At 71.3% G+C, this 21,170-nt stretch carries 18 protein-coding genes; 5 read left to right on the top strand and 13 right to left on the bottom strand.

The annotated features are described in order from the left end of the window. Positions 1 to 18 precede the first annotated feature (18 nt). The 4 genes from ACWGO8_RS12600 to sucC all read right to left on the bottom strand — a co-directional run bounded on the left by ACWGO8_RS12600 (position 19) and on the right by sucC (position 4,630). Positions 19 to 1,512: a hypothetical protein gene (locus ACWGO8_RS12600; protein ID WP_452043350.1), complete on the bottom strand. Its 1,494-nt coding sequence runs from the start codon at positions 1,510 to 1,512 to the stop codon at positions 19 to 21. A gap of 128 nt (positions 1,513 to 1,640) precedes the next feature. Then, positions 1,641 to 2,201, bottom strand: coding sequence for a hypothetical protein (locus ACWGO8_RS12595; protein ID WP_452043349.1), 561 nt, complete (start codon positions 2,199 to 2,201; stop codon positions 1,641 to 1,643). A gap of 339 nt (positions 2,202 to 2,540) precedes the next feature. Then, the gene (sucD, locus tag ACWGO8_RS12590) at positions 2,541 to 3,449 is read right to left on the bottom strand and encodes a succinate--CoA ligase subunit alpha (protein WP_452043348.1); all 909 of its coding nucleotides are present in this window, start codon (positions 3,447 to 3,449) and stop codon (positions 2,541 to 2,543) included. Between the two features lie 14 nt (positions 3,450 to 3,463). Beyond that, positions 3,464 to 4,630, bottom strand: coding sequence for an ADP-forming succinate--CoA ligase subunit beta (gene sucC / locus ACWGO8_RS12585; RefSeq protein WP_452043347.1), 1,167 nt, complete (start codon positions 4,628 to 4,630; stop codon positions 3,464 to 3,466). 316 nt (positions 4,631 to 4,946) lie between these two features. On the opposite strand from sucC, the gene ACWGO8_RS12580 reads away from it, so the two are divergent. Continuing rightward, the gene (locus tag ACWGO8_RS12580) at positions 4,947 to 5,666 is read left to right on the top strand and encodes a VIT1/CCC1 transporter family protein (RefSeq protein ID WP_376954042.1); all 720 of its coding nucleotides are present in this window, start codon (positions 4,947 to 4,949) and stop codon (positions 5,664 to 5,666) included. A 2-nt stretch (positions 5,667 to 5,668) separates the two neighbouring features. Continuing rightward, positions 5,669 to 6,541 (top strand): DUF72 domain-containing protein, encoded by an 873-nt coding sequence (locus ACWGO8_RS12575; protein WP_452043346.1) that lies wholly within the window; start codon positions 5,669 to 5,671, stop codon positions 6,539 to 6,541. Here ACWGO8_RS12575 and ACWGO8_RS12570 read toward each other — a convergent pair. The 5 genes from ACWGO8_RS12570 to ACWGO8_RS12550 form a co-directional block, all read right to left on the bottom strand. Beyond that, positions 6,474 to 7,313 carry an FAD:protein FMN transferase gene (locus tag ACWGO8_RS12570; protein WP_452043345.1) on the bottom strand — a complete coding sequence of 280 codons (840 nt, stop codon included), beginning with the start codon at positions 7,311 to 7,313 and terminating at the stop codon, positions 6,474 to 6,476. The two genes, ACWGO8_RS12575 and ACWGO8_RS12570, sit on opposite strands and share 68 nt — an antisense overlap. Continuing rightward, complete coding sequence (locus ACWGO8_RS12565) at positions 7,313 to 7,879, bottom strand: FMN-binding protein (RefSeq protein WP_452043344.1); 567 nt, start codon at positions 7,877 to 7,879, stop codon at positions 7,313 to 7,315. The genes ACWGO8_RS12570 and ACWGO8_RS12565 overlap by 1 nt, the downstream gene beginning before the upstream one ends. Continuing rightward, positions 7,876 to 9,291 (bottom strand): ferredoxin reductase family protein, encoded by a 1,416-nt coding sequence (locus ACWGO8_RS12560; protein ID WP_452043343.1) that lies wholly within the window; start codon positions 9,289 to 9,291, stop codon positions 7,876 to 7,878. Before ACWGO8_RS12560 ends, ACWGO8_RS12565 begins: the two co-directional genes overlap by 4 nt. 81 nt (positions 9,292 to 9,372) lie before the next feature. Continuing rightward, complete coding sequence (locus tag ACWGO8_RS12555; protein ID WP_452043342.1) at positions 9,373 to 11,865, bottom strand: ATP-dependent helicase; 2,493 nt, start codon at positions 11,863 to 11,865, stop codon at positions 9,373 to 9,375. A gap of 163 nt (positions 11,866 to 12,028) precedes the next feature. After that, on the bottom strand, positions 12,029 to 13,063 hold the full coding sequence (locus tag ACWGO8_RS12550) for a glycerophosphodiester phosphodiesterase family protein (RefSeq protein WP_452043341.1): 1,035 nt from the start codon (positions 13,061 to 13,063) through the stop codon (positions 12,029 to 12,031). A gap of 156 nt (positions 13,064 to 13,219) precedes the next feature. On the opposite strand from ACWGO8_RS12550, the gene ACWGO8_RS12545 reads away from it, so the two are divergent. Then, a complete protein-coding gene (locus ACWGO8_RS12545) occupies positions 13,220 to 14,023 on the top strand; it encodes a Bax inhibitor-1/YccA family protein (protein ID WP_452043340.1) in 804 nt (267 codons plus the stop codon). 138 nt (positions 14,024 to 14,161) lie between these two features. Here the strand turns inward: ACWGO8_RS12545 and ACWGO8_RS12540 are convergent, their stop codons facing one another. Both ACWGO8_RS12540 and ACWGO8_RS12535 read right to left on the bottom strand, forming a co-directional pair. Next, positions 14,162 to 15,106: an L-lactate dehydrogenase gene (locus tag ACWGO8_RS12540; protein WP_452043339.1), complete on the bottom strand. Its 945-nt coding sequence runs from the start codon at positions 15,104 to 15,106 to the stop codon at positions 14,162 to 14,164. Positions 15,107 to 15,155: 49 nt separating this feature from the next. After that, positions 15,156 to 16,250 carry an FAD-dependent monooxygenase gene (locus ACWGO8_RS12535; protein WP_452043338.1) on the bottom strand — a complete coding sequence of 365 codons (1,095 nt, stop codon included), beginning with the start codon at positions 16,248 to 16,250 and terminating at the stop codon, positions 15,156 to 15,158. 67 nt (positions 16,251 to 16,317) lie between these two features. Between ACWGO8_RS12535 and ACWGO8_RS12530 the strand changes: the two genes are divergently transcribed. Together ACWGO8_RS12530 and ACWGO8_RS12525 are read left to right on the top strand one after the other, a co-directional pair. Then, positions 16,318 to 16,854 carry a TetR/AcrR family transcriptional regulator gene (locus ACWGO8_RS12530; protein WP_452043337.1) on the top strand — a complete coding sequence of 179 codons (537 nt, stop codon included), beginning with the start codon at positions 16,318 to 16,320 and terminating at the stop codon, positions 16,852 to 16,854. 280 nt (positions 16,855 to 17,134) lie between these two features. After that, a complete protein-coding gene (locus ACWGO8_RS12525; protein WP_452043336.1) occupies positions 17,135 to 19,000 on the top strand; it encodes a cell wall-binding repeat-containing protein in 1,866 nt (621 codons plus the stop codon). Positions 19,001 to 19,074: 74 nt separating this feature from the next. Here the strand turns inward: ACWGO8_RS12525 and guaA are convergent, their stop codons facing one another. After that, a complete protein-coding gene (guaA, locus tag ACWGO8_RS12520) occupies positions 19,075 to 20,670 on the bottom strand; it encodes a glutamine-hydrolyzing GMP synthase (protein ID WP_452043335.1) in 1,596 nt (531 codons plus the stop codon). Continuing rightward, complete coding sequence (locus tag ACWGO8_RS12515; RefSeq protein ID WP_452043334.1) at positions 20,667 to 21,149, bottom strand: DUF3817 domain-containing protein; 483 nt, start codon at positions 21,147 to 21,149, stop codon at positions 20,667 to 20,669. The genes guaA and ACWGO8_RS12515 overlap by 4 nt, the downstream gene beginning before the upstream one ends. Positions 21,150 to 21,170: the final 21 nt, after the last annotated feature.

The following is a 21,170-nucleotide window of genomic DNA, read 5'->3' as shown; positions in this document are numbered from 1 at the left end:
TAACCCGGCCCGCCGGGCTCAGTCGGTGCGACGTGCGGGATCGGACGGACTCGCCGGCGGCGTCGTCGACTCCCCCGTGTCGACCACCACGCCCTCGGCGAGCACGAGCGTGTCGGCCTCGTCATCGGATGCCGCGTCGGCGGCGACCTCGGCGGCGGCCGCCTCGGCCGTGGTCTCCGCGACCTCGTCGGCCGGGCGGCGCAGGAGCTCGACGATCAGCAGCACGACGAGCGCGAGCACGAGCGTCCAGAACACGACGCCGAGCGTCACCGGCCGGTTGAACCATACGACGGCCGCGGCGACCAGCGCGATGAGGAGGTAGGCCACGCCGCGCCAGCGGTCGAGCGCGATGCCGAACGCACCAGTGGTGATGCCGCGCTTGGCCGCGGAGCGTCGCACGGCCGAGAATCCCGATCCGGCGAACTCCCTGGCCGCGCGGGCGGGGCGCCAGGGCCCCGAGAACCAGGCGATCACGGCGACGAGCAACGCCAGCACGAAGAGGGCGAGGATGGTCGACATCATGAGCTCGACCAGTCCGTCGAAGAGCGACTCCGCGGCATCCCTCGGCATGATCGACGGACTCACCGCGCCGACGAAGTAGAGGCGGCCGACGCCGACCCCGGCGGCGAGCAGCCCCATGCTCAGCGCGAGGCCGCCGGCCGTCCAGACGAGCGCCTTCGGCCGGTTCTTCGCGATGAGCACGCCGGCCACGAGGAGGAGGAGGCAGATCCACGGGATCCACGTGCCCGCGGCGACCGCGAGCGCGTACACCGTCTGGACGAGCGTGAACGCGTCGTTCTGCGCGACGACGATGCTCTTGTCGACCGTGGGGATCGCGGACGCGAAGCCCACCCCCTGGTCGACGAGGCGCTGCTTGACGGCCTCGACGATCGGGCCGAGCTGCACCGAGAGCGTGCCGCCGCTGCCGATCTCGAGCGCCGCGTCGGGGCTGCCCTGCACGGCCGCGATGAACTGCGTGTGCGACGCACGGAGCGCCGCCGCCCAGATGTCCTCGAACGCGTCGGACGTGACGATGCGGTCGACGACGCCCGAGACGAGGGACTGGAGGCCCTGCGTCGCGGGCTGCTCGAGCAGTCCGAGCGCGGTCGCGGCGCGCGGCGGCAGGTCGAGCTGCTTGAGGCCGTCGAAGAGGTCGGCCGTGAGGGCCGGGATGTCGACCTGCTCCTCGATGGCGGCGGTCACCTGGTCGGCGATGAACGCCTGCACGTCGGGATCCTCGGCCATCGGAGCGAACGTCGCGACGAACCGGTCGGTGTCCACCAGCTCGAGCCTCGCCCAGCCGGCGATCACTGCGACCGGCGCGAGGAGCAGGCCGACGACGACCAGCACGATCGCGGCGGCCGTGCGGCCCCGCCCTCGACTCCGGCGCGCCGGCGGCTCCTCGGACGGTGTCGCACCCAGCGCGGCCGCGGCGGCATCGGCATCCGACCGGAGCGCCCGGTTCTCCGCCTCGAGCTCGGCGACCCGCGCCTGGAGCTCACTCGTGCTCATGTCGGCCATCTCGGGCCCCCTCCCGTTGGGATGACGATATCGCTCCCAGGGCTCGCGCGGTCAGTGGATTCGCGCGGATTCCGGTTCCCCCGTTCGAGGGGATTCCGTCGGGTCCGTCGGAGGGGCCCTCAGTGGATGAAGGCCTTCAGCACGATCATCGCGATGCCGAACGACGCCGTGCCGAGCGCCCCAGCCACGCGGATGGGCCAGGACGACCCACGCCGCGAGAAGGCGATCCAGCCGAGCACGGCGAGCACCCCCACGCCGACCCAGAGCGCGGTCCAGATCGCGTACTGGTCAGGGATCGCGCGCGTGGCGCCGAGGAGGAGGATGACCGACGGGATGAGGGCCGACGCCAGCAGTCCGAGCGAGCGCCGGAAGGAGATACGGAACGCCTCTCGGAGCCCGATCACCCGCTCGTGGTCGAGGCCGTGCCGCGCCACCGTGCCGGCGTAGACGTGGGCCGCCCAGAACACGATCACCGTGATGAGCACGGTCCAGAACACCGACCACGAGGACTCGCCGTGGCCGCCGGCGACCACGATCATGCCCGAGACGAGGATGACGCCGTAGACCGACTCCTCGGTCGCGAACGTCGTGCGCATGAACGGATGCGCGAGCATCTTCGACGTGGCGCTGGCACGGCCGGCGGGCGCGCGGCCCGCGGCATCCGACTGCGACTCGACCATGCACTCACCTTCTCACGGCGGGGCTCCGTTGACCCCTGAATTGGTGGGTGAGCATTGCTCACTTTTTGTGGTCCGATTCCTCGGACCGGGTTACGCTGCGGCCGAGAGGGAACCTTCGTCGAAGAGGTCGCCTCGGTCCGTCGAGTGACGAGGTGACGGATGCGACCCCCCGAACGTCCGCCACCGAGGGAGGAGCCCCGCAGGTGCTTCTGCGGGGCTCCGTTCCGCCTGCTTCCCGGGTTCTCCGACACCGCGCCGGCGCCGGAGTGCGATCGCACCGCAGACACGAGGGCCCCGCCGGCATCGCCGACGGGGCCCTTCGCTGCGGGTCGCTGAACGCTATGCGCCGAGCGCCGCGTAGACCTCGCGCAGCAGCTGCGCGGTCTCGGACGGCGTCTTGCCGACCTTGACGCCGGCGGCCTCGAGGGCCTCCTTCTTCGCCTGCGCGGTTCCGGCCGAGCCGGACACGATGGCGCCGGCGTGGCCCATCGTCTTGCCCTCGGGCGCCGTGAAGCCGGCGACGTAGCCCACGACGGGCTTCGTCACGTTGGCCTTGATGAAGTCGGCCGCGCGCTCCTCGGCGTCGCCGCCGATCTCGCCGATCATGACGATCGCCTTGGTCTCGGGGTCGGCCTCGAACGCGGCGAGCGCGTCGATGTGCGTGGTGCCGATGATCGGGTCGCCGCCGATGCCGATGGCGGTCGAGAAGCCGAGGTCGCGGAGCTCGTACATCATCTGGTACGTGAGCGTGCCCGACTTCGAGACGAGGCCGATCGGACCCTTGCCGGTGATGTTCGCCGGCGTGATGCCGACGAGCGCCTCTCCGGGGCTGATGATGCCGGGGCAGTTCGGGCCGATGATGCGGGTCTTGTCGCCCTGCTCCTTGGCGTAGGCCCAGAACTCGGCGGAGTCCTGCACGGGCACGCCCTCGGTGATGATGACGAGAAGCGGGATCTCGGCGTCGATGGCCTCGATCACGGCGTCCTTCGTGAAGGCCGGCGGGACGAACGCGATCGAGACGTCGGCCCCGGTCGCCTCGATGGCCTCGGTCACCGACGCGAAGACGGGGAGCTCGACGTCGTTGCCGTCCTGGTCCTTGTGCAGCACGGTGGTGCCGGCCTTGCGGGCGTTCACGCCGCCGACCACCTGGGTGCCCGCCGCGAGCATGCGCGCGGTGTGCTTCGAGCCCTCGCCGCCGGTGATGCCCTGGACGATGACCTTGTTGTCCTTGTTGAGGAAGATCGTCATTTGTCTCGAATCCCTTACTGCGCGTTCGCCAGCTCGGCGGCCTTGTCGGCGCCCTGGTCCATGTTGTCGGCGAGGGTGACGAGCGGGTGCGCCGCCTCCTCGAGGATGCGACGGCCCTCGACCACGTTGTTGCCGTCGAGGCGCACGACGAGCGGCTTGTTCGCGCTGGAGCCGAGCTCGGCGAGCGCGCCGACGATGCCCTTGGCGACCTGGTCGCACGCGGTGATGCCGCCGAAGACGTTCACGAACACGGACTTGACCTGCGGGTCGCCGAGGATGATCGAGAGGCCGTTGGCCATGACCTCGGCCGACGCGCCGCCGCCGATGTCGAGGAAGTTGGCGGGCTTCACGCCGCCGTGGTTCTCGCCGGCGTAGGCGACCACGTCGAGCGTGGACATGACGAGGCCCGCGCCGTTCCCGATGATGCCGACCTCGCCGTCGAGCTTGACGTAGTTGAGGTCGAGCTCCTTGGCCTTCGCCTCGAGCGGGTCGGCCGCGGCCTTGTCCTCGAGCAGCGCGTGTCCGGCGTGGCGGAACTCGGCGTTCTCGTCGAGCGTGACCTTGCCGTCGAGGGCGATGATGTTCCCGTCCTCGTCGAGGATGAGCGGGTTGACCTCGACGAGCGTCGCGTCCTCGCTGTCGTACACGTCGTAGAGCTTGACGAAGACGTCGGCGACCTTGTCGACCAGCTCGGCCGGGAAGTTCGCGGCCTCGGCGATCTCGCGCGCCTTCGTGGGCGTGATGCCCGTGCCGGGGTCGACCTCGACGCGCGCGAGCGCCTCGGGCTTCTCGACGGCGAGCTGCTCGATCTCCATGCCGCCCTCGACGCTCGTGAGCGAGAGGTACGAGCGGTTGGCGCGATCGAGGAGCACCGAGAAGTAGAACTCCTGCGCGATCTTCGCACCGGCGGCGACCATGACGCGCTTGACGACGTGGCCCTTGATGTCGAGCCCGAGGATCGCCTTCGCGGCCTCCTCCGCCTCGTCGGGGGTCTTGGCGACCTTGACGCCGCCCGCCTTTCCGCGGCCGCCCGTCTTCACCTGGGCCTTGACCACGACGACGCCGCCGAGCTGTTCGGCGGCCTTGCGCACGTCCTCGGGGGTGTCCGCGACGATGCCGGCGAGCACCGGCACTCCGTACTTCTCGAAGAGGTCTCTGGCCTGGTACTCGTAAAGATCCACGCTCTGCTTCCAATCGGTCCGCGCGTGATCGCGCAGGGATGGTGGGATGAGAGGCCCGGCCGGATGTTGTCTCGACGTCGAGAATTCTCTCGATATCGAGATAGCGGGCCGACGACCATGGTACTCCCCCGTCGTGGGGCGTCCGAACCGGGATGTCCGGGGTCCCGGACATGCGCGCGGGCAGGCGCGACTGCCGGCGAGCACGTGCGGCGGCGGCATCCGACGACCGCGACGGCGAGCGGATGCCGCGGCGAGCGCAGGTGAGGACAGGCTCGCCATGCTGGCGGGTGGCCCGGCCCGCTGCGAGACTGGCCGCATGGTCGACCCCGTGGAACCGATCCATCGCACCGATCCCCACGACGGATCGGTGCACGCGAAGCTCAACTGGCTACGGGCGGGCGTGCTCGGCGCGAACGACGGCATCGTCTCGGTCGCCGCGCTCGTGGTCGGCGTCGCGGCCGCCACCACCGACCTCGCCGCGATCCTCATCGCGGGCGTCGCGGCGGTGCTCGCCGGCGCCATCTCGATGGGGCTCGGCGAATACGTGTCGGTCTCGAGCCAGCGGGACACCGAGCGCGCCCTGATCGCGAAGGAGCGCTGGGAGCTCGAGACCATGCCCGCCCAGGAGCTGGCCGAGCTCACCGCGCTCTACCGCACGAAGGGGCTCTCGGCCGAGACGGCCGAGCGCGTCGCCGTCGAGCTCACGGCGCACGATGCGCTGGCCGCCCACCTCGAGACGGAGCTGCACATCTCGCAGGACGACGTCGTGAACCCGTGGCACGCGGCGTGGGCATCCGCGCTGTCGTTCCTCGTCGGCGCGGTGCTGCCGATGCTCGCGATCCTCCTGCCGCCGCCCGAATGGCGCGTCGCCACGACGTTCGTCGCGGTCATCGTCGCGCTCGCGATCACGGGCTGGCTATCGGCGTGGATCGGCGGGAGCCCTCGCGGTCGCGCGGTGCTGCGCGTGGTCGTCGGGGGCGCGCTCGCACTCGTCGTCACCTGGGTCATCGGCGCACTCCTCGGGACCGCCGTGTAGCCATGGCCGAGGCGCGCATCGGCATCTCGGGCTGGCGCTATCCGAACTGGCGCCGGAGCTTCTACCCGACGGGCCTCCGCCAGGCCGACGAGCTCGCGTTCGCCTCCGAGCGGATGACCTCGATCGAGGTGAACGGCTCGTTCTACTCGCTGCAGAGGCCCGCGAACTGGGTGCGCTGGCACGACGCGACGCCCGACGGCTTCGTCTTCGCGGTGAAGGGCCCGCGCTTCATCACGCACATCAAGCGGCTCGGCGACATCCGGGCGCCGCTCGCGAACTTCTTCGCGTCGGGCGTGCTGGCGCTCGGGTCGAAGCTCGGTCCGGTGCTCTGGCAGCTGCCGCCGAACCTCGGGTTCGATCCCGAGGTCGCCGACCGCTTCCTCGGCCTGCTGCCGCGAACGACGACGGATGCCGCGGCGCTCGCGGCCGGGCACGACGAGCGGATGGAGGGGACGTCGTGGTTCGACGCCGCGGCGATCGTCGACCGGCCGCTGCGGCATGCCGTGGAGGTGCGGCATCCGGAGTTCGAGGACCGGCAGGAGGAGTGGGCCGACCTGCTCGCCCGGCACGGCGTGGCCTCGGTCACCGCCGACACCGCGGGCCGCTACCCGCGCATCGATCGCACGACCGCCGACTTCGCGTACGCGCGGCTGCACGGCGAGGAGGAGCTCTATGCCTCGGGGTACGACGACGCATCGCTCGACCGCTGGGCGACTTGGACGCGGACGCATCTCGACGCGGGTCGCGACGCGTTCCTCTACTTCGACAACGACGTGAAGGTGCGGGCGCCGTTCGACGCGATGGGGCTCATCGCGCGGCTCCCGCGGCCGGCGGGGCTGCAGGAGGCGCCGACCGCGGAACCGCCGGGGCGCTGACGGCTCGCGGCCAGCCCGGCGTGGCGAGCAGCGAGCCGTCGTGCTCCACGGCCAGCACGTCGACGTCGAACCGGTCGGCGCACGTGTCGAGGCTTGCGCGGCCGCCCGCGACGATCGCCGTCGCGATGACGTCGGCTGTGACGATGTCGTCGGCTGCCACGCTCACCTGCACGAACGGGGTCGGCCCCTCGCCCGGCCGGGTCCAGATGTGGTCGCCGCGCTCCGCGCTGCCCGACGTGGCGACCGCGCGTCGTCGGGCACCCAGGCGGATGCCGCCGAGCAGCGCCGCGCGATCGGCCGGGTCCACGATCCCGACGTGCCATTCGTCGTCGCCAGTCGTCGACGACACGAACACGTCGCCGCCCGCGTCGATCGCCCACCGCGGAGACCCGCCGTGCGCGAGCAACTCGCCGGCCTCGGCGATCGCGAGCGCCTTCACCACCCCATCGAGGTCGATCACCCCGTCGCCGCGATGCGGCGTGAAGGCGCCGTCGGTGCGCATGCGCCACTCGAGCGCGAGGGCGTACGCGTCGCGCACGTCCGCGCCGGCCTCGGGCAGGGCGAGCTGGCCGCGGGCGATCCGACTCAGTTCGGACGCGGGGTCGAACAGGCTGCAATGAGCCTCCCACCGGCGGAAGACGGCATCGACCGCCGCGACGGCGGCCGCGGCATCCGTGTCGTCGCCCGGCCGCACGCCCACCCGGACGCTGACGACGGTGCCCATCGCATGGAACGTGCCGCCCGCGAGCCCGACCGTCGGCCGCGCGCCCATCAGAAGCCCGCCGCGTCGAGCGCGGCCTGCAACGACTGCAGGTAGGCGGCGCTCGTGTACGTGGCGCCGCTCACGAGCGAGACCGACGACGACTGCGCCTGCAGCACCTCGTCGCGCAGGATCGGCTCCGCCCGATTGCTGATCGACACCGAGCGGCCGTCGTGATCGGTGAGGTGGAGGGCCGTCACGTCGGTGATCGCGCCGCCCGAGATCGTGACCTGCACCTGCACGTCGCCGAAGCGCGTGCCGACCGAGGATCCCGAGTAGGTGCCGTCGGTCGAGGCGGCGGCGTTCGTGTCGGTCGACGTGCCCGTGTTCGCGTCGGTACCCGAGCCCGTCGACGGGGCGGAGGTCGCGGCATCCGTCGAGCCGGAGCTTCCGGTGTCGGAGCTGCCGCTCGTTCCGCTCTCGGAGCTGCCGCCTGGGATGCCACTCGACCCACCGACGGTCTGCGTCGTCGTCTCGGCGACGGGCGCCGAGGGCGTGCCCAGCAGCCCGAGCTGCCAGCCGCCGAGGATCGCCGTCGCCGAGGCGGCGGAGGCCAGGATCACCGCTCGTCGTCTCACCAGTCGAACCTCTCGTGATGGACCTGCTCGGGGGCCATGCCCGCCGCGCGGGCCTCGGCGATGACGCGCTCCGCCCAGTCGCGCGGTCCGCAGACGTACAGGTCGGTGTCGTCGAGCCGCGGCACGAACGCCGCCAGCGAGAGGCCCTCGTGCTCCGCGGCGTCCGTCAGCCAGCCGCGCCCGCGTGGACCCGGGACCGTGATGAGGGTCGCGCCGCGCGCCGCGCAGAGCTCTCCGAGCTCGTCGAGCAGCCACCCGGCAGCGGGCTCGGGCGTGCGGACGACGACCGTCGCCTCGCCCGGACGGAACGTCGCCGTCTCGAGCAGCGACCGCACGGGCGTGATGCCGATGCCGGCCGCGACGAACGCGATGCGCGACCGGCTGCGCGCCGCCTCGCTGAAGATGCCGTACGGGCCCTCGATCGCGACGCGCGTGCCGGGCCGGATGCCCGCGAGGCTCGCGGATCCCGCCCCGAGCGCGCGCACGGTGATGCGCAGCCTGCCGCCGCGCGGCGCGGCCGACAGCGAGTACGGATGCGCCTGCCACCACTGCCCGCGGGCGAGGAACCGCCAGACGAGGAACTGCCCTCCCGTGGCGCGCAGGCGCTCGAGGTCGGCGCCCCGCATCGTGACGGAGACGGCCTGGCCGCTCGTGCCGATCGGCTCGACGGCCTCGACGACCAGGCGGTGCCGAAGGGTCGCGACGAGCGGCACGAGGAGTCGGAAGACGACCACCGCGGCGAGTGTGCCCCACGTGATGGCGAGCCAGTACCAGTACTGCCACGTGCCCTCGGCGAAGAGCCCGCCGACGCTGAACTGGTGCGGCAGCGCGGCGAGCACGGCCGCGTAGGCGAGCAGGTGCACGAGGTGCCACGTCTCGTACCGCAGGCGGCGGCGCACCGCGACGAGGGAGGTCACGACGACGAGCGCGAACAGGCCGAACCCCAGCAGCGCGAGCGGCAGGTCGGGCAGCGACCAGATCGCCACCGCTTCGGCGACGAGGTCGACACCGTCGGCCACGGCGTAACCCGTGAGCAGCAGCACGCCATGCGCCACGAGGAGGTACACGACCGGTTTCCCGAGTCGGCCGTGCAACGCCATCGCGGCGTCGTGGCCGACGGCGCGTTCGATGAGCGGCACCCGCGCCGCGAGCAGCAGCATCACGAGCACGAGGTCGGTCGCGACGAGGCCCGCGACGATCCCGAGCGAGGTCAGCGCCGAGCCGACGTCGCCGAACCGGTTCGCCCCGCCCTCGGCGAGGAACAGGCCGACCGCCACCGCAACGGATGCCACCGCACCGGCGGCGAGCAGGTCGCTCCGCCACAGCCGCCGACGGGCACGCTCCCGCTCGGGACCGGCCATCGAGCGGGCGGGCCGCTCGAGGTGCCGGGCGTCGTGCAGGAGGAATGCCATGACGCCATCGTGCTGGTGGACCCTATCGCCGAGCGATGGGTCGCCTGTGGGCCGGCTGGGAACGCGGCATCCGCTCGACGTTCAGAGCTTCTCGATGGGCGCGATCTTGATGAGGAGCTTCTTCTGCCCAGCGGTGTCGAAGGCGACGTGCGCGATGCGCTTGGTGCCCTCACCGGTGACCTGGGTCACGCGACCCTCGCCGAAGTCGACGTGCCGGATGCGATCGCCCGCCTCGAGCGTGAGGTCGCCGTTGTCGCGCACGGTGCCGGTGACCCGGTTCGCCCACTCGGCCTTGGGCGCGGCGCTCTTCAGCACGCTGAACTTCTCGAGGTCGCGGTCGCGCGTGCCCCAGGCGCCACCGGGGCGGCGGGCGTTCAGCGCACGCGGCTGGGTACCGCCGCGGGACGTGGCCATGCCCGGCGACTGCCGCCAGTCGATGAGCCCCTCGGGGATCTCCTGCAGGTAGCGCGACGGCATCGCCACCGCGACCTCGCCGAACTGGGCGCGACTCATCGCGAGCGACAGGAAGAGGCGTTTGCGGGCCCGCGTGATGCCGACGTAGAACAGGCGGCGCTCCTCGGCGGGACCGCCTGGCTCCGATGCCGACATCTGGTGCGGCAGCAGGCCCTCCTCGAGTCCGGTGAGGAACACGGCGTGGTACTCGAGGCCCTTCGCGGTGTGGAGCGTCATGAGCGACACGGTGCCCGAGGCGTCGTCGATCTCGTCGGCCGCCGCGACGAGCGAGACCTGGGTGAGGAAGTCGACGAGCGTCGCCCCGGGGTTCTCGCGGTCGAAGTCGCGCGTCTGGGCGACGAGCTCCTCGACGTTCTCGGCGCGCGTCTCGTCTTGCGGGTCTCGGCTATTGCGGAGTGCGTCGATGAGGCCCGAGCTCTCGAGCAGGAACACGAGCACGTCGGAGACCGAGGACGCACCCTCGTTCGTGCCCTCGGCGACGGCGCGCGACGACGGCACGAGCATCGCGGCGGCCTCGTCGAGCACGCGGGCCAGCCCGAGGATCGCGCCGGTGACCTTCGGGCCGAGGCCGAGTGCGTCGGCGTTGCGCATCGCCTCGCGGAACGAGATGCCGTTCTGCTCCGCGAAGCTCGCCAACGCGGTCTCGGTGGCCGGGCCGATGCCCCGCTTGGGCGTGTTCAGGATGCGGCGGAGCGCGAGCTCGTCGACCGGGTTCGCCACCGAGATGAGGTACGCCATCGCGTCCTTGATCTCGGCGCGCTCGTAGAACTTCGTGCCGCCGACGACGCGGTACGGCAGGGCCGACCGCACGAAGATCTCCTCGAGCGCACGCGTCTGCGCGTTGGTGCGGTAGAAGACGGCGATGTCGCGGTACGCGATGCCGGCGCGGTGCAGCGACTCGATCTCGTCGGCGACGAACTGCGCCTCGTCGTGCGCCGTGTAACCGGTGTAGCCGGTGATGAGCTCGCCGTCGCCGACGGCCGTCCACAGCTTTTTGTCCTTCCGGTCGAAGTTGTTCGAGATGACGGCGTTGGCGGCCGAGAGGATGTTCTGCGTCGACCGGTAGTTCTGCTCGAGCAGCACCACCTTCGCTCCGGGGAAGTCGCGCTCGAACTCCACGATGTTGCGGATGTCGGCGCCACGGAAGGCGTAGATCGACTGGTCGGAGTCGCCGACGACCGTGAGGCTGGCACCGGGGATGCCGCCCGAGGCATCCGTCAGCGCGGCCACGTTCACGCCGTGGCCCTCCATTTCGTGCACCCGGTCGGCCGGGACCGGCTGGGTGAGCTCGCGGATGAGCGAGTACTGGGCGTGGTTCGTGTCCTGGTACTCGTCGACGAGGATGTGCCGGAACCGGCGCTGGTAGAGCGACGCGACCTTCGGGAACGCGCGGAACAGGTAGACGGTCTCGGCGATGAGGTCGTCGAAGTCGAGGGCGCTCGCGTCGCGCAGCCGACGCGTGTACTGCCGGAAGATCTCGACGAACATGACCTCGTTGGGGTCGTTCGTGTTGGCATTGCGCGCGTACGTCTCGACGTCGGCGAGCTCGTTCTTCAGCCGCGAGATCTTCGCCTGGGCGCTCGCGGGCGTGAAGCCCATCGTGTCGGCGTCGAGCTCCTTGATGATGCGCTTCAGCACCGTGCGGGTGTCGGCGGAGTCGTAGATCGTGAACGTCGACGAGAGCCCGAGCGACTCGGCCTCACGGCGCAGGATGCGCACGCACGCCGAGTGGAATGTCGAGATCCACATGCCGCCGGCGGCCTCGCCGAGCAACGCCTCGACGCGCTCGCGCATCTCGGCGGCGGCCTTGTTCGTGAACGTGATGGCGAGGATCTGGCTCGGCCACGCCTCTCGGCTCTGGATGAGGCTCGCGATGCGGTGCGTGAGCACGCGCGTCTTGCCCGAGCCTGCGCCCGCGACGATGAGCAGCGCCTGCCCGCGGTACTCGACGGCCTCGCGCTGCTCGGGGTTGAGCCCGTCGGTGAGGCGGTCGCCGGCGGAGGGCACGGTGCCGGTCGGAGCGGCGGCGGACGGTGCGGCGGACGCGGGCGGCGCCTCGCGCCAGCCGGCCGGGTCGTCGGGGTCGAGGATCAGCGTCATGTCCCGTCAATTCTAGGCGCGGCATCCGACAGCCGGCCCTGCGCGGTGCGCTTCGCGCCGCCGCCGCCCGGCCCTCTGCGCGAGTCACGTGTTCTCGTCGCATCCGTGAGACGCAGGCGACCGAAAGTCGTGACTTGGCGGGGGATGTGCAGGCGACGCCGCCTCAGCGCACGCCGGATGCCGCCCGCCGCGCCTCGACGCCGAGGTCGGGGTGGTCGACGAAGATCCCGTCGACGCCGGCGCCGATCACCTCGCGGAACTCCCCCAGCCAGTCGCCGAACGCCGATCGCGCCGACCCGCGGCGGAATCCCGGGGCGAGGAAGCGGTTCTCGGGCCGCAGCGTCCACGTGTACACGACGAGCCCCGCCGAGTGCGCGGCGTCGACGAGGTCGGAACCGGTGAGCGGCGAGGCCTGCTTCCACGGCCCGACGAGCCGTGCCTTGCCGACGCTCACGCCGTCGACCCGTCCGGCGAGGCCGAGCAGCCCGGCCTCCGTCATGAAGTGGTCGTAGCTCGACGCGCTTCGGCCCTGCGCGATGACGACGTCGACCGGTGCCCCGGTCGCCTCCACGAGGAAGACCCTCGGTCCACGGATGCCGCGAGCCCCGAGCCGGTCGAGCACGTCGAGCTCGAACGACTCCATGACCAGCCGCTCATCGCCGCGTCCCCAGCCCGCGTCGTCGAGCTCGGCGGCGAAGAGCTCGTCGAGCGGCAGGCCGAGCGCCGCGAAGTGGGACGCGTGCTTGAACTCCGCGACCATGCGGATGAGCCGCCGCTGCTCGTCGGCGGCCGTGTCGATGAGCGCGAACAGGTCGCGTAACCGGATCACCGGGTAGCGGTCGTCGAAGCTCGCGCTCGCCTGGCGGAGGGCGCCGAGCCGCTCGCGAGCGCGGAGCGTCGAGAGCTCCCCCCACGTGAAGTCCTCCGTGAACCAGCCCGTGAGCGGCCGGCCGTCGACCTCTCGCGTGGTGCGCTTGGCGGCGAATTCGGGCCGCGTCGCGACATCCGTCGTGCCCGAGATCTCGTTCTCGTGCCGCAGCACCAGCACGCCGTCGCGCGTCGACACGATGTCGGGCTCCACCGCGTCGGCGCCGAGCGCGAACGCCAGCTCGTACGCCGAGCGGGTGTGCTCGGGGCGGTACCCCGACGCGCCGCGGTGCCCGATCACGAGGGGGCGCGCGCCGGAGTCGTGCAGCATGGGCCCAGCGTAGCGGCGGCGACCCGCGCATCCGCGGGAATCCGCGCAGAACTCTGGGCGTTATCACTGCTACGACCGGTAGATTGGTGCACGGCGCGGATGCCCCATCCGATGCCCGTCCCCCGCACCGACGAAAGCCGAAAGCAGAGGAACCCCATGGCTCTCGACAATCCCGCGTTCTCGCGGAATTCCGCCTTCTCTCAGCAGGGAGCCGTCGCCGCCGCACAAGACGTGTCGGCGCAGCAGCTCCAAGAGCTGTACAACCAGCCTGCGACGCTCCCCGACCGCGAGGTCATGACCGTCGAGAACACCATCGCCAAGACGGCGGCCTCGTTCGGCGTGCTCGTCGTGTTCGCCGCGGTCGGCTGGACGATCACGCCCGCCGCGCCGTGGGTGTTCTGGGTCGCGTCGCTCGTCGGCTTCGTGCTGGCGCTCGTCAACATCTTCAAGAAGGAGCCCTCGCCGGCCCTCATCCTCGCCTACGCGGCCGCGCAGGGCGTGTTCTTGGGCGGCATCTCGCTCATGTTCGAGTCCCAGTGGTCGGGCATCGTGGCGCAGGCGGTCATCGGCACGCTGGCCGTCGTCGGCGTGACGTTGGCGCTCTTCGCGAGCGGCAAGGTCCGCGCCTCGAAGCGGGCCACGAAGATCTTCATGGTGGCGCTCCTCGGCTACGTCGTGTTCTCGTTCATCAACCTCATCCTGATGTGGACCGGCGTGAACAACGACCCGTGGGGCCTCCTGGGCGTGAGCATCGGCGGCATCCCGCTCGGCCTCATCATCGGCGTGCTGGTCATCCTGATGGGCGCGTACTCGCTCGTGCTCGACTTCGACATGATCCAGCGCGGCGTGCGCAACCGCGCCCACAAGAAGTACGGCTGGACCGGCGCCTTCGGCATCATGGTCACCGTCATCTGGCTCTACCTCGAGATCCTGCGCTTCCTCGCCATCGCCCGGAACTAGCGACAGCATCGACACACGGACGGCCGCCCTTCGGGGCGGCCGTTCCGCGTTTCGGGTGCACCGAGCGGATGCCGCGGCGCCGCGCCGCACTCGAGCGGATGCTGCGGCGCCGAGGTTCAGCCGACACGCCCGAACCGTTCAGCGCCCGAGCGACTCCACCGACGCGCGGATCGCATCCGCGGACGCCCGCAGCAACCCCTCCTCGTCGGCCGAGAACGGCACGCCCCCGAGCGGGAACGCCCCGTCGCCGCCGACGAGGCAGGGCACCGACAGCGCGATGCCCTCGATCCCGTGCTGTCCGTCGAGCACGGTGCTCACGGGCAGCACCGCGTGCTCGTCGTCGAGGATCGCCTCGACGATGCGCGCCCCGGCGAGGCCGATCGCGGAGTTCGTCGCACCCTTGCCGCGGATGACCGTGTAGGCGGCGTTGCGCACCTCGTGCGCGATCTCGTCGAGCTGCCCGAGCGTGAACGGATCGCCGCCGCGCCAGTCCAGGATCGGCACCGGGCCGATGCGGGCGTTCGACCACAGCGGGAACTCGGTGTCGCCGTGCTCGCCCACGATGTCGGCGTGCACGCTCGAGGTCGCGACGCCCGCGCGACGCGCGAGCAGCCATCGCAGGCGCGACGTGTCGAGCACGGTGCCCGATCCGAAGACGCGGTTCGGCGGCAGGCCCGTGATCCGCTGCGCCACCACCGTCAGTACGTCGACCGGGTTCGTCACGAGCAGGAAGATCGCGTCGGGCGCCCGCTGCTGCAGCGCCGGCAGCAGGCCCTCGAGGATGCCGACGTTCGTGTCGGCGAGCTCGAGCCGCGACTGCCCCGGATGCTGCTTCGCCCCCGCCGTGACCACGACGACGTGCGATCCCTCGACCACGGCGAGGTCGGTGCCGCCGGTCACGCGCGCGTCGGTGAACTGCGTGCCGTGGGCGAGGTCGAGCACCTCGGCCTCGACCTTCTCGGCCGCGATGTCGTAGAGCGCGACCTCGCTCGCCGAGCCGCGGATCAGCGCGGCGTAGGCCAGGCTGGCGCCCACGCTGCCAGCGCCGACGACGGTGAGCTTCGAGTTCTCGACGACTCCCATGCGCCCATCCTGCCAGTGGCGCGGGGTCGCTCGCCGGTTCGTCGCCGCGTCAGCTCGGAACGGCGGCCGACGGCCCCGCGGCATCCTGTCGCGTACGTCGCGCCCGTCGAGCCGCGACGCGGCTGACGACGCCGAGCAGCCCGTCGCGCGCCGGCTGGGCGCGTTCGGCGAGCGCGACCCGCATGAGGGCAGCGGATGCCGCGCGCAGCCGTTGCGACGGCCGGACGCGTTCCCGGTCGTACGCGACGAGCGCCTCGTCGACGGGCAGCTCGCCGAGGAGCCGCCCCAGCGTCACGGCGTCGACCAGCGCCTCGCAGCCGCCGCGGCCGAGGTTGGGCGTCATGGCGTGCGCCGCGTCGCCGACGAGTACGAGCCGGCCGCGCACGTAGGAGCGGAGGCGCGGCGTCGTCCAGATGCGCTGGGCGAGCGAGGTCTCGGGGTCCGCAGCCGAGAGCACCCGTGCCAGCCCCGGCGCGAGGTCTTCGATGCCCTCGCGGGCGAGGTCGAGCGCGATGGCGACGTCGACGTGCCGTGGCCCGAGGTCGGTGCGGAACGAGGCGTACCAGTTGGTGCCCGAGCGGTGCGGTCCGACGCCGTAGAGGCGTCCCCGACCCCAGTACTCGCCCATCGCCTCAGCCGGCGTGGACTCGGGCAGCACGCCGCGCACCGCGAGGAACGGCGTCAGCGCGGCATCCGCCCGACCGCCCCAGCCCGACCGCCGCACGGTGCTGTGCACGCCGTCGGCGCCGACGACGAGCTCACCCGGTTCGGTCACGACTCGATCGACGCGTTCGGTGACGCGGGCGACGGATGCCGGAACGGCCGCGTCGAGGGCCGCGAGCAGGTCGTCGCGGGCGACCAGCACGCCGACGGGCGTCGTCAGCTCCGACCAGCTGCGCCCCGTGCTGCTGCGGATCGGGAAGCGGTCGATCGACGGGCTGATGCTCCGCAGCTGCTCGGCCACGCCGATCCGCGCGAGGGCGTCGACCGCCTCGGGCCACATCGCCAGGATCGTGCGGACGTCGGGCAGCTCGCCGCGCTGCTCGACGAGCGTCACGTCGAATCGCTCGGGGTCGAGCGAGGCCGCGAGGGCGAGGCCGGCGATGCCGCCGCCGACGATGCGGATGCGAGTCGGACTGGTCATGCCCGGAACGTTACTACAAAAATAGTGATGCCACTACTTCTGTAGTCCTTTCCGCTACACTCGCCGCATGGATCGCCGAACGTTCGTCGCCGACGCCGCCCTCGACGTGGTCGCCGCGCACGGGATGAAGGGGCTGACGCACCGCGCCGTCGACGCGGCATCCGGTTCGCCCGCGGGCACCACTTCGAACTACTTCCGCACGCGCGCCGCGCTCGTCGCCGCCGCGGTCGATCGCCTGGAGCAGCGCGACCTCGAGCTCTGGTCGGCGGGCGCCGACGCACCGCCCCCCACCGACGCCGATGCGCTCGCCGATCGCCTCGCGACCTACCTCGCCGCGTTCGTGGCGGAGCAGGCCGACCTCACGCGCGCACGCTTCGCGCTCTCGCTCGCGGACCCCGACACCGTCGTCGGCGGGCACCGCCGCTTCATGGGCGTGGCCCGCGCCATGGTCGAGGCGGCCGGCATCGACGACGCCGAGGAGCGATCCCGCTGGCTCGCGGACTACTCCGACGGGGTGCTGCTGCACCAGCTCACGGCCCGCCACGACGAGCCCGTGGACGTCGCGTCGCATCGTCGCGCCATCCACCGGCTGCTGCTCGACTGAGGCTGCGCGCGGCGCGCCCCGAACGCGTGCTTCCCCCGGGTGCCGTCGGTGTGGTCGAATCATCATCGAGCCCACCCCAAACGTTGCGCGCAACGATCCCGGGCGACCGACCCGAACCCGCCCGGAGACCCGATTGTCCCCTCGCCCTGCTGCGCGCCGTCGACGTGCGCGCTCCACTCTCCCCGCCGCCCTCACGCTGGTCGTCGCCGTCGCGCTCGCGGGGCTCAGCGCCGCATCGGCCCACGCTGACAGCACAGTGACGGGAGGTTCGATCTCTGGAATGGTCACGGGAACCGGAGACACCCCTCTCGCGGACGTGCAGGTGACCCTCTACGAGTCGATCAAGCCCGACTTCGCCTTCCGCGGCACCGCACAGTCGGACGCCGACGGCATCTTCCGCTTCGAGAGCGTCCCCGCTGGGTCGTACTCGCTGGGGTTCTCCAGTCCCGGTTTCGTCTCCGAGTGGCTGGGTGACACCCGCGACAGCCTCTCAGCCAGAGTGTTCACCGTCAGCCCGGGCGACACCATCGTCGGACTTGACGCCCGGTTGTCGCTCTCGGCATCCATCTCTGGAACGGTGACCGACGAAGGCGGACTCCCCATCCCACACGCGAACACTGTGCTCTGCGAACCGGGGCTCGGCCCGGTTCCGAGTTGTTACTACTGGAAGGACGCCGACGGGAACGGCGTGTTCCGGTTCACGGACATCAGGGCGGGTCGCTACACCATCTTCTTCGGAAGGGGAACAGACCCGCTGTATCGCGACTACGCCAGCGAATACTGGAACGACCGGGCCCAGCCGTGGCAGGCCGAGTACTTCACGGTGGCGGAGGGTCAGACGCTGACGGGTATGGATGCCGCGCTCGAGAAGGGCGGCTCGATGTCGGGCCGAGTGGTGGGAACCGGTGGCGCACCCCTCGCCGACGTGCGGATCGATGCGAGGGCCAACCCCCGCTCCATCGACGGTACGTTCGTCGAGGACACCGGGAGCTCGGTTCGCACGGACTCGAGCGGCCGTTTCGAGTTCCGTGGGATGCCCGCCAACGCGTACCACCTCGAGTTCTGGGCTCCGGAAGGGTCGCCCTACCGGAACGAATGGTGGAGCAACGAATCCGACATGTCCGCATCGGATGTGGTGGTTCTCGGGGAGCGGGCTGTCGTTACCGGCCTGAATGCCGAGCTCGATCTTCCCGGTGCCCCATGGGACGAAGTCGTGCAGATCGCGGGGGACGACCGGTACGCCACCTCCGCGATGGTCTCGGCGTCTCAGTTCGCGCGCGGTGTGCCGGTCGCCTATATCGCGAGCGGGTTGAACTTCCCCGATGCCCTCTCCGGAGCACCGTTGGCCGGCATCACGGGTGGCCCCGTGCTCTTGACCGAGCCCGATGCGCTGCCCGACGTGGTCGCTGACGAACTGCGGCGCTTGCAGCCGTCTCACGTCGTCATCCTCGGGGGAACCGCGGTGATCAGCACTGCGGTCGAATCGGCGATCGATGCCATCGTCTCGGGTTCGCCGACTCGACTGGCAGGTGACGATCGCTATGCGACCTCCGCTGCCATCTCAGCCTCGCACTTCCAGCCGGGTGTGCCCGTGGCGTACGTGGCGAGCGGCCTGAACTTTCCCGACGCTTTGTCGGGAGCGCCCCTCGCCGGCCTCACCGACGGTCCCGTGCTGCTCACTGCACCCGATGGCGTCCCCGACGTGGTCGCCGATGAGCTGCGCCGACTCGCGCCGAGCCGCATCATCATCCTCGGCGGCACCTCCGTCATCGGCGACTCCGTCGAAGCCCGACTCGACGCGCTGATCTCGGGCGCTCCGACACGCCTCGCCGGCGACGACCGATTCGCCACCTCGGTGGAGATCTCGGCCTCGCAGTACGAGCCCGGCGTTCCGGTCGTCTACATCGCGAACGGGTTCAACTTCCCCGACGCCCTGGCCGGCGCCCCATTGGCCGGGCTCACAGGCGGACCCGTTCTCCTGACCACGTACGACGGCCTCCCCGATGTCGTGGAGCGGGAGTTGGTGCGCCTGAAGCCGCATCGCGTCGTCATCCTTGGGGGTCGTTCGGTCGTCAACGGAGTGGTCTACAACCGTCTCATCCAGCTCGAAAGCGCGCCCGACTGGGACCTCAGCAAACTCGATTGAACGCACCTGAGGGAGAACGACGAAGGGCGCGGACCACACGGTCCGCGCCCTTCGTCATCGGCCGCTGCGCGACCTCACTCCCACTCGATGGTGCCCGGCGGCTTCGACGTGACGTCGAGCACGACGCGGTTCACCTCGCGCACCTCGTTGGTGATGCGGTTCGAGATGCGCGCGAGCACGTCGTAGGGCAGGCGGGTCCAGTCGGCCGTCATAGCGTCCTCCGACGAGACGGGACGCAGCACGATCGGATGGCCGTAGGTGCGACCGTCGCCCTGCACGCCCACGGAGCGCACGTCGGCGAGCAGCACGACCGGGCACTGCCAGATCTCCTGGTCGAGGCCGGCGGCGGTGAGCTCCTCGCGTGCGATCGCGTCAGCGTGGCGCAGCACCTCGAGGCGGTCGCGGGTGACCTCGCCGACGATGCGGATGCCGAGGCCGGGGCCGGGGAACGGCTGGCGCCCGACGATGGCCTCGGGCAGCCCGAGCTCGCGGCCGATGGCGCGCACCTCGTCCTTGAAGAGCGTGCGCAGCGGCTCCACGAGCTCGAACTGCAGGTCCTCGGGCAGTCCGCCCACGTTGTGGTGGCTCTTGATGTTCGCGGTGCCCGTGCCGCCGCCCGATTCGACGACGTCGGGGTAGAGCGTGCCCTGCACCAGGAATCGGATGGGCTCGCCGTCGGCCGCGGCCTCGGCGATGAGGTCGCGCTCGGCCTGCTCGAACGCGCGGATGAACTCGCGGCCGATGATCTTGCGCTTCTCCTCGGGGTCGGTGACCCCGGCGAGCGCGTCGAGGAACGTGTCGACCGCGTCGATCGTCACGAGCCGCACGCCGGTCGCCTCGACGTAGTCCTGCTGCACCTGCTCGCGCTCGCCCTGTCGCAGCAGGCCGTGGTCGACGAACACGGCGGTGAGCTGGTCGCCGACGGCGCGCTGCACGAGCGCGGTGGAGACCGCCGAGTCGACGCCGCCCGACAGCGCCGAGATCACGCGCGAGGAGCCGACCTGGGCGCGGATGCGCTCGACCTGCTCGGCGATGACGTTGTCGGGGTTCCAGTCGGCGGGGATGCCGGCCGCACGGTGCAGGAAGTTCTCGAGCACGCGCTGGCCGAACTCCGAGTGCTTCACCTCGGGGTGCCACTGCACGCCGTAGAGCGACCGCTCGTCGTTCGCGAAGGCCGCGACCGGCGTCGTCGCCGTGGAGGCGAGCACTTCGAAGCCGTCGGGCGCCCGCGAGACCGAGTCGCCGTGGCTCATCCATACGATCTGCGCCTCGGGCTGGCCCGAGAGCAGCGCGTTGTCGTCGTCGGTGCGCGCGGTGACGGCCGTCGAGCCGTACTCGCGGTGGCCGGTGTGCGCGACCTCGCCGCCGAGCTGCTGCGCCATGACCTGGAAGCCGTAGCAGATGCCGAGCGTCGGCACGCCGAGCTGCAGGATGCCCTCGTCGAGCGCCGGCGCGCCCTCCTCGTACACCGACGACGGTCCGCCCGAGAGCACGATGCCGACGGGGTTCTTCGCGCGCACCTCCTCGGCCGTGATGGTGTGCGGCACGATCTCCGAGTAGACGGATGCCTCGCGCACGCGCCGCGCGATCAGCTGGGCATACTGCGCCCCGAAGTCGACGACGAGGACGGGACGCTGCTCGGTGGGCTGCTCGGGGGACGCGTCGGTCACTGCTGGGCCTCCATGGAGTCGGCGGGGTCGGTCGCGGCATCCGTCGGGGCGGCCGGTGCGGCGGATGCCTCGGACTCGCGTCGCTCGAGGTACGTGCGCACCTCGCGGCCGATGCGGGCCTCGAGGATGAACGAGAGGAACGGGATCACGCCGCCGAGCGCGATGACGATGAACCGCGTGAACGGCCAGCGCATGAGGCTCCACAGGCGGAAGTCGCTGAACAGGTACACGACGTAGAACCAGCCGTGCACGATGAGGATGCCCGTGGAGAGGTTGACCGCGGTCACGGTGTCGATCGGCACGAAGGCGAGGAAGCCGTCAGGGCCGCCGAGCTCGAGCTCGAGCCCGAACGCGTACTTCATGAGCATCTCGGCGCACAGCAGCAGGAGCAGCACACCGGTGATGATCGCGGCCACCTGGTAGAAGCGGAGCGCCCCGCGAATGCGCGGCAGATCGGCGAGTTTGGGCTCGAGGGGCATGCGAACAGTCTACGTGGCGCA

The organism is Agromyces sp. NPDC055661 (assembly GCF_053618135.1).
Note: the sequence above shows the minus strand (reverse complement) of the source record. Positions and strands in the feature narration are given on the sequence as shown.

Excerpts from the sequence above, each read along its gene's own strand:
- ACWGO8_RS12600 (WP_452043350.1), bottom strand. The coding sequence starts at position 1,512 with ATGAGCACGAGTGAGCTCCAGGCGCGGGTCGCCGAGCTCGAGGCGGAG.
- ACWGO8_RS12595 (WP_452043349.1), bottom strand. The coding sequence starts at position 2,201 with ATGGTCGAGTCGCAGTCGGATGCCGCGGGCCGCGCGCCCGCCGGCCGT.
- sucD (WP_452043348.1), bottom strand. The coding sequence starts at position 3,449 with ATGACGATCTTCCTCAACAAGGACAACAAGGTCATCGTCCAGGGCATC.
- ACWGO8_RS12580 (WP_376954042.1), top strand. The coding sequence starts at position 4,947 with ATGGTCGACCCCGTGGAACCGATCCATCGCACCGATCCCCACGACGGA.
- ACWGO8_RS12575 (WP_452043346.1), top strand. The coding sequence starts at position 5,669 with ATGGCCGAGGCGCGCATCGGCATCTCGGGCTGGCGCTATCCGAACTGG.
- ACWGO8_RS12570 (WP_452043345.1), bottom strand. The coding sequence starts at position 7,313 with ATGGGCGCGCGGCCGACGGTCGGGCTCGCGGGCGGCACGTTCCATGCG.
- ACWGO8_RS12560 (WP_452043343.1), bottom strand. The coding sequence starts at position 9,291 with ATGGCATTCCTCCTGCACGACGCCCGGCACCTCGAGCGGCCCGCCCGC.
- ACWGO8_RS12555 (WP_452043342.1), bottom strand. The coding sequence starts at position 11,865 with ATGACGCTGATCCTCGACCCCGACGACCCGGCCGGCTGGCGCGAGGCG.
- ACWGO8_RS12550 (WP_452043341.1), bottom strand. The coding sequence starts at position 13,063 with ATGCTGCACGACTCCGGCGCGCGCCCCCTCGTGATCGGGCACCGCGGC.
- ACWGO8_RS12545 (WP_452043340.1), top strand. The coding sequence starts at position 13,220 with ATGGCTCTCGACAATCCCGCGTTCTCGCGGAATTCCGCCTTCTCTCAG.
- ACWGO8_RS12540 (WP_452043339.1), bottom strand. The coding sequence starts at position 15,106 with ATGGGAGTCGTCGAGAACTCGAAGCTCACCGTCGTCGGCGCTGGCAGC.
- ACWGO8_RS12535 (WP_452043338.1), bottom strand. The coding sequence starts at position 16,250 with ATGACCAGTCCGACTCGCATCCGCATCGTCGGCGGCGGCATCGCCGGC.
- ACWGO8_RS12530 (WP_452043337.1), top strand. The coding sequence starts at position 16,318 with ATGGATCGCCGAACGTTCGTCGCCGACGCCGCCCTCGACGTGGTCGCC.
- ACWGO8_RS12525 (WP_452043336.1), top strand. The coding sequence starts at position 17,135 with ATGGTCACGGGAACCGGAGACACCCCTCTCGCGGACGTGCAGGTGACC.
- ACWGO8_RS12515 (WP_452043334.1), bottom strand. The coding sequence starts at position 21,149 with ATGCCCCTCGAGCCCAAACTCGCCGATCTGCCGCGCATTCGCGGGGCG.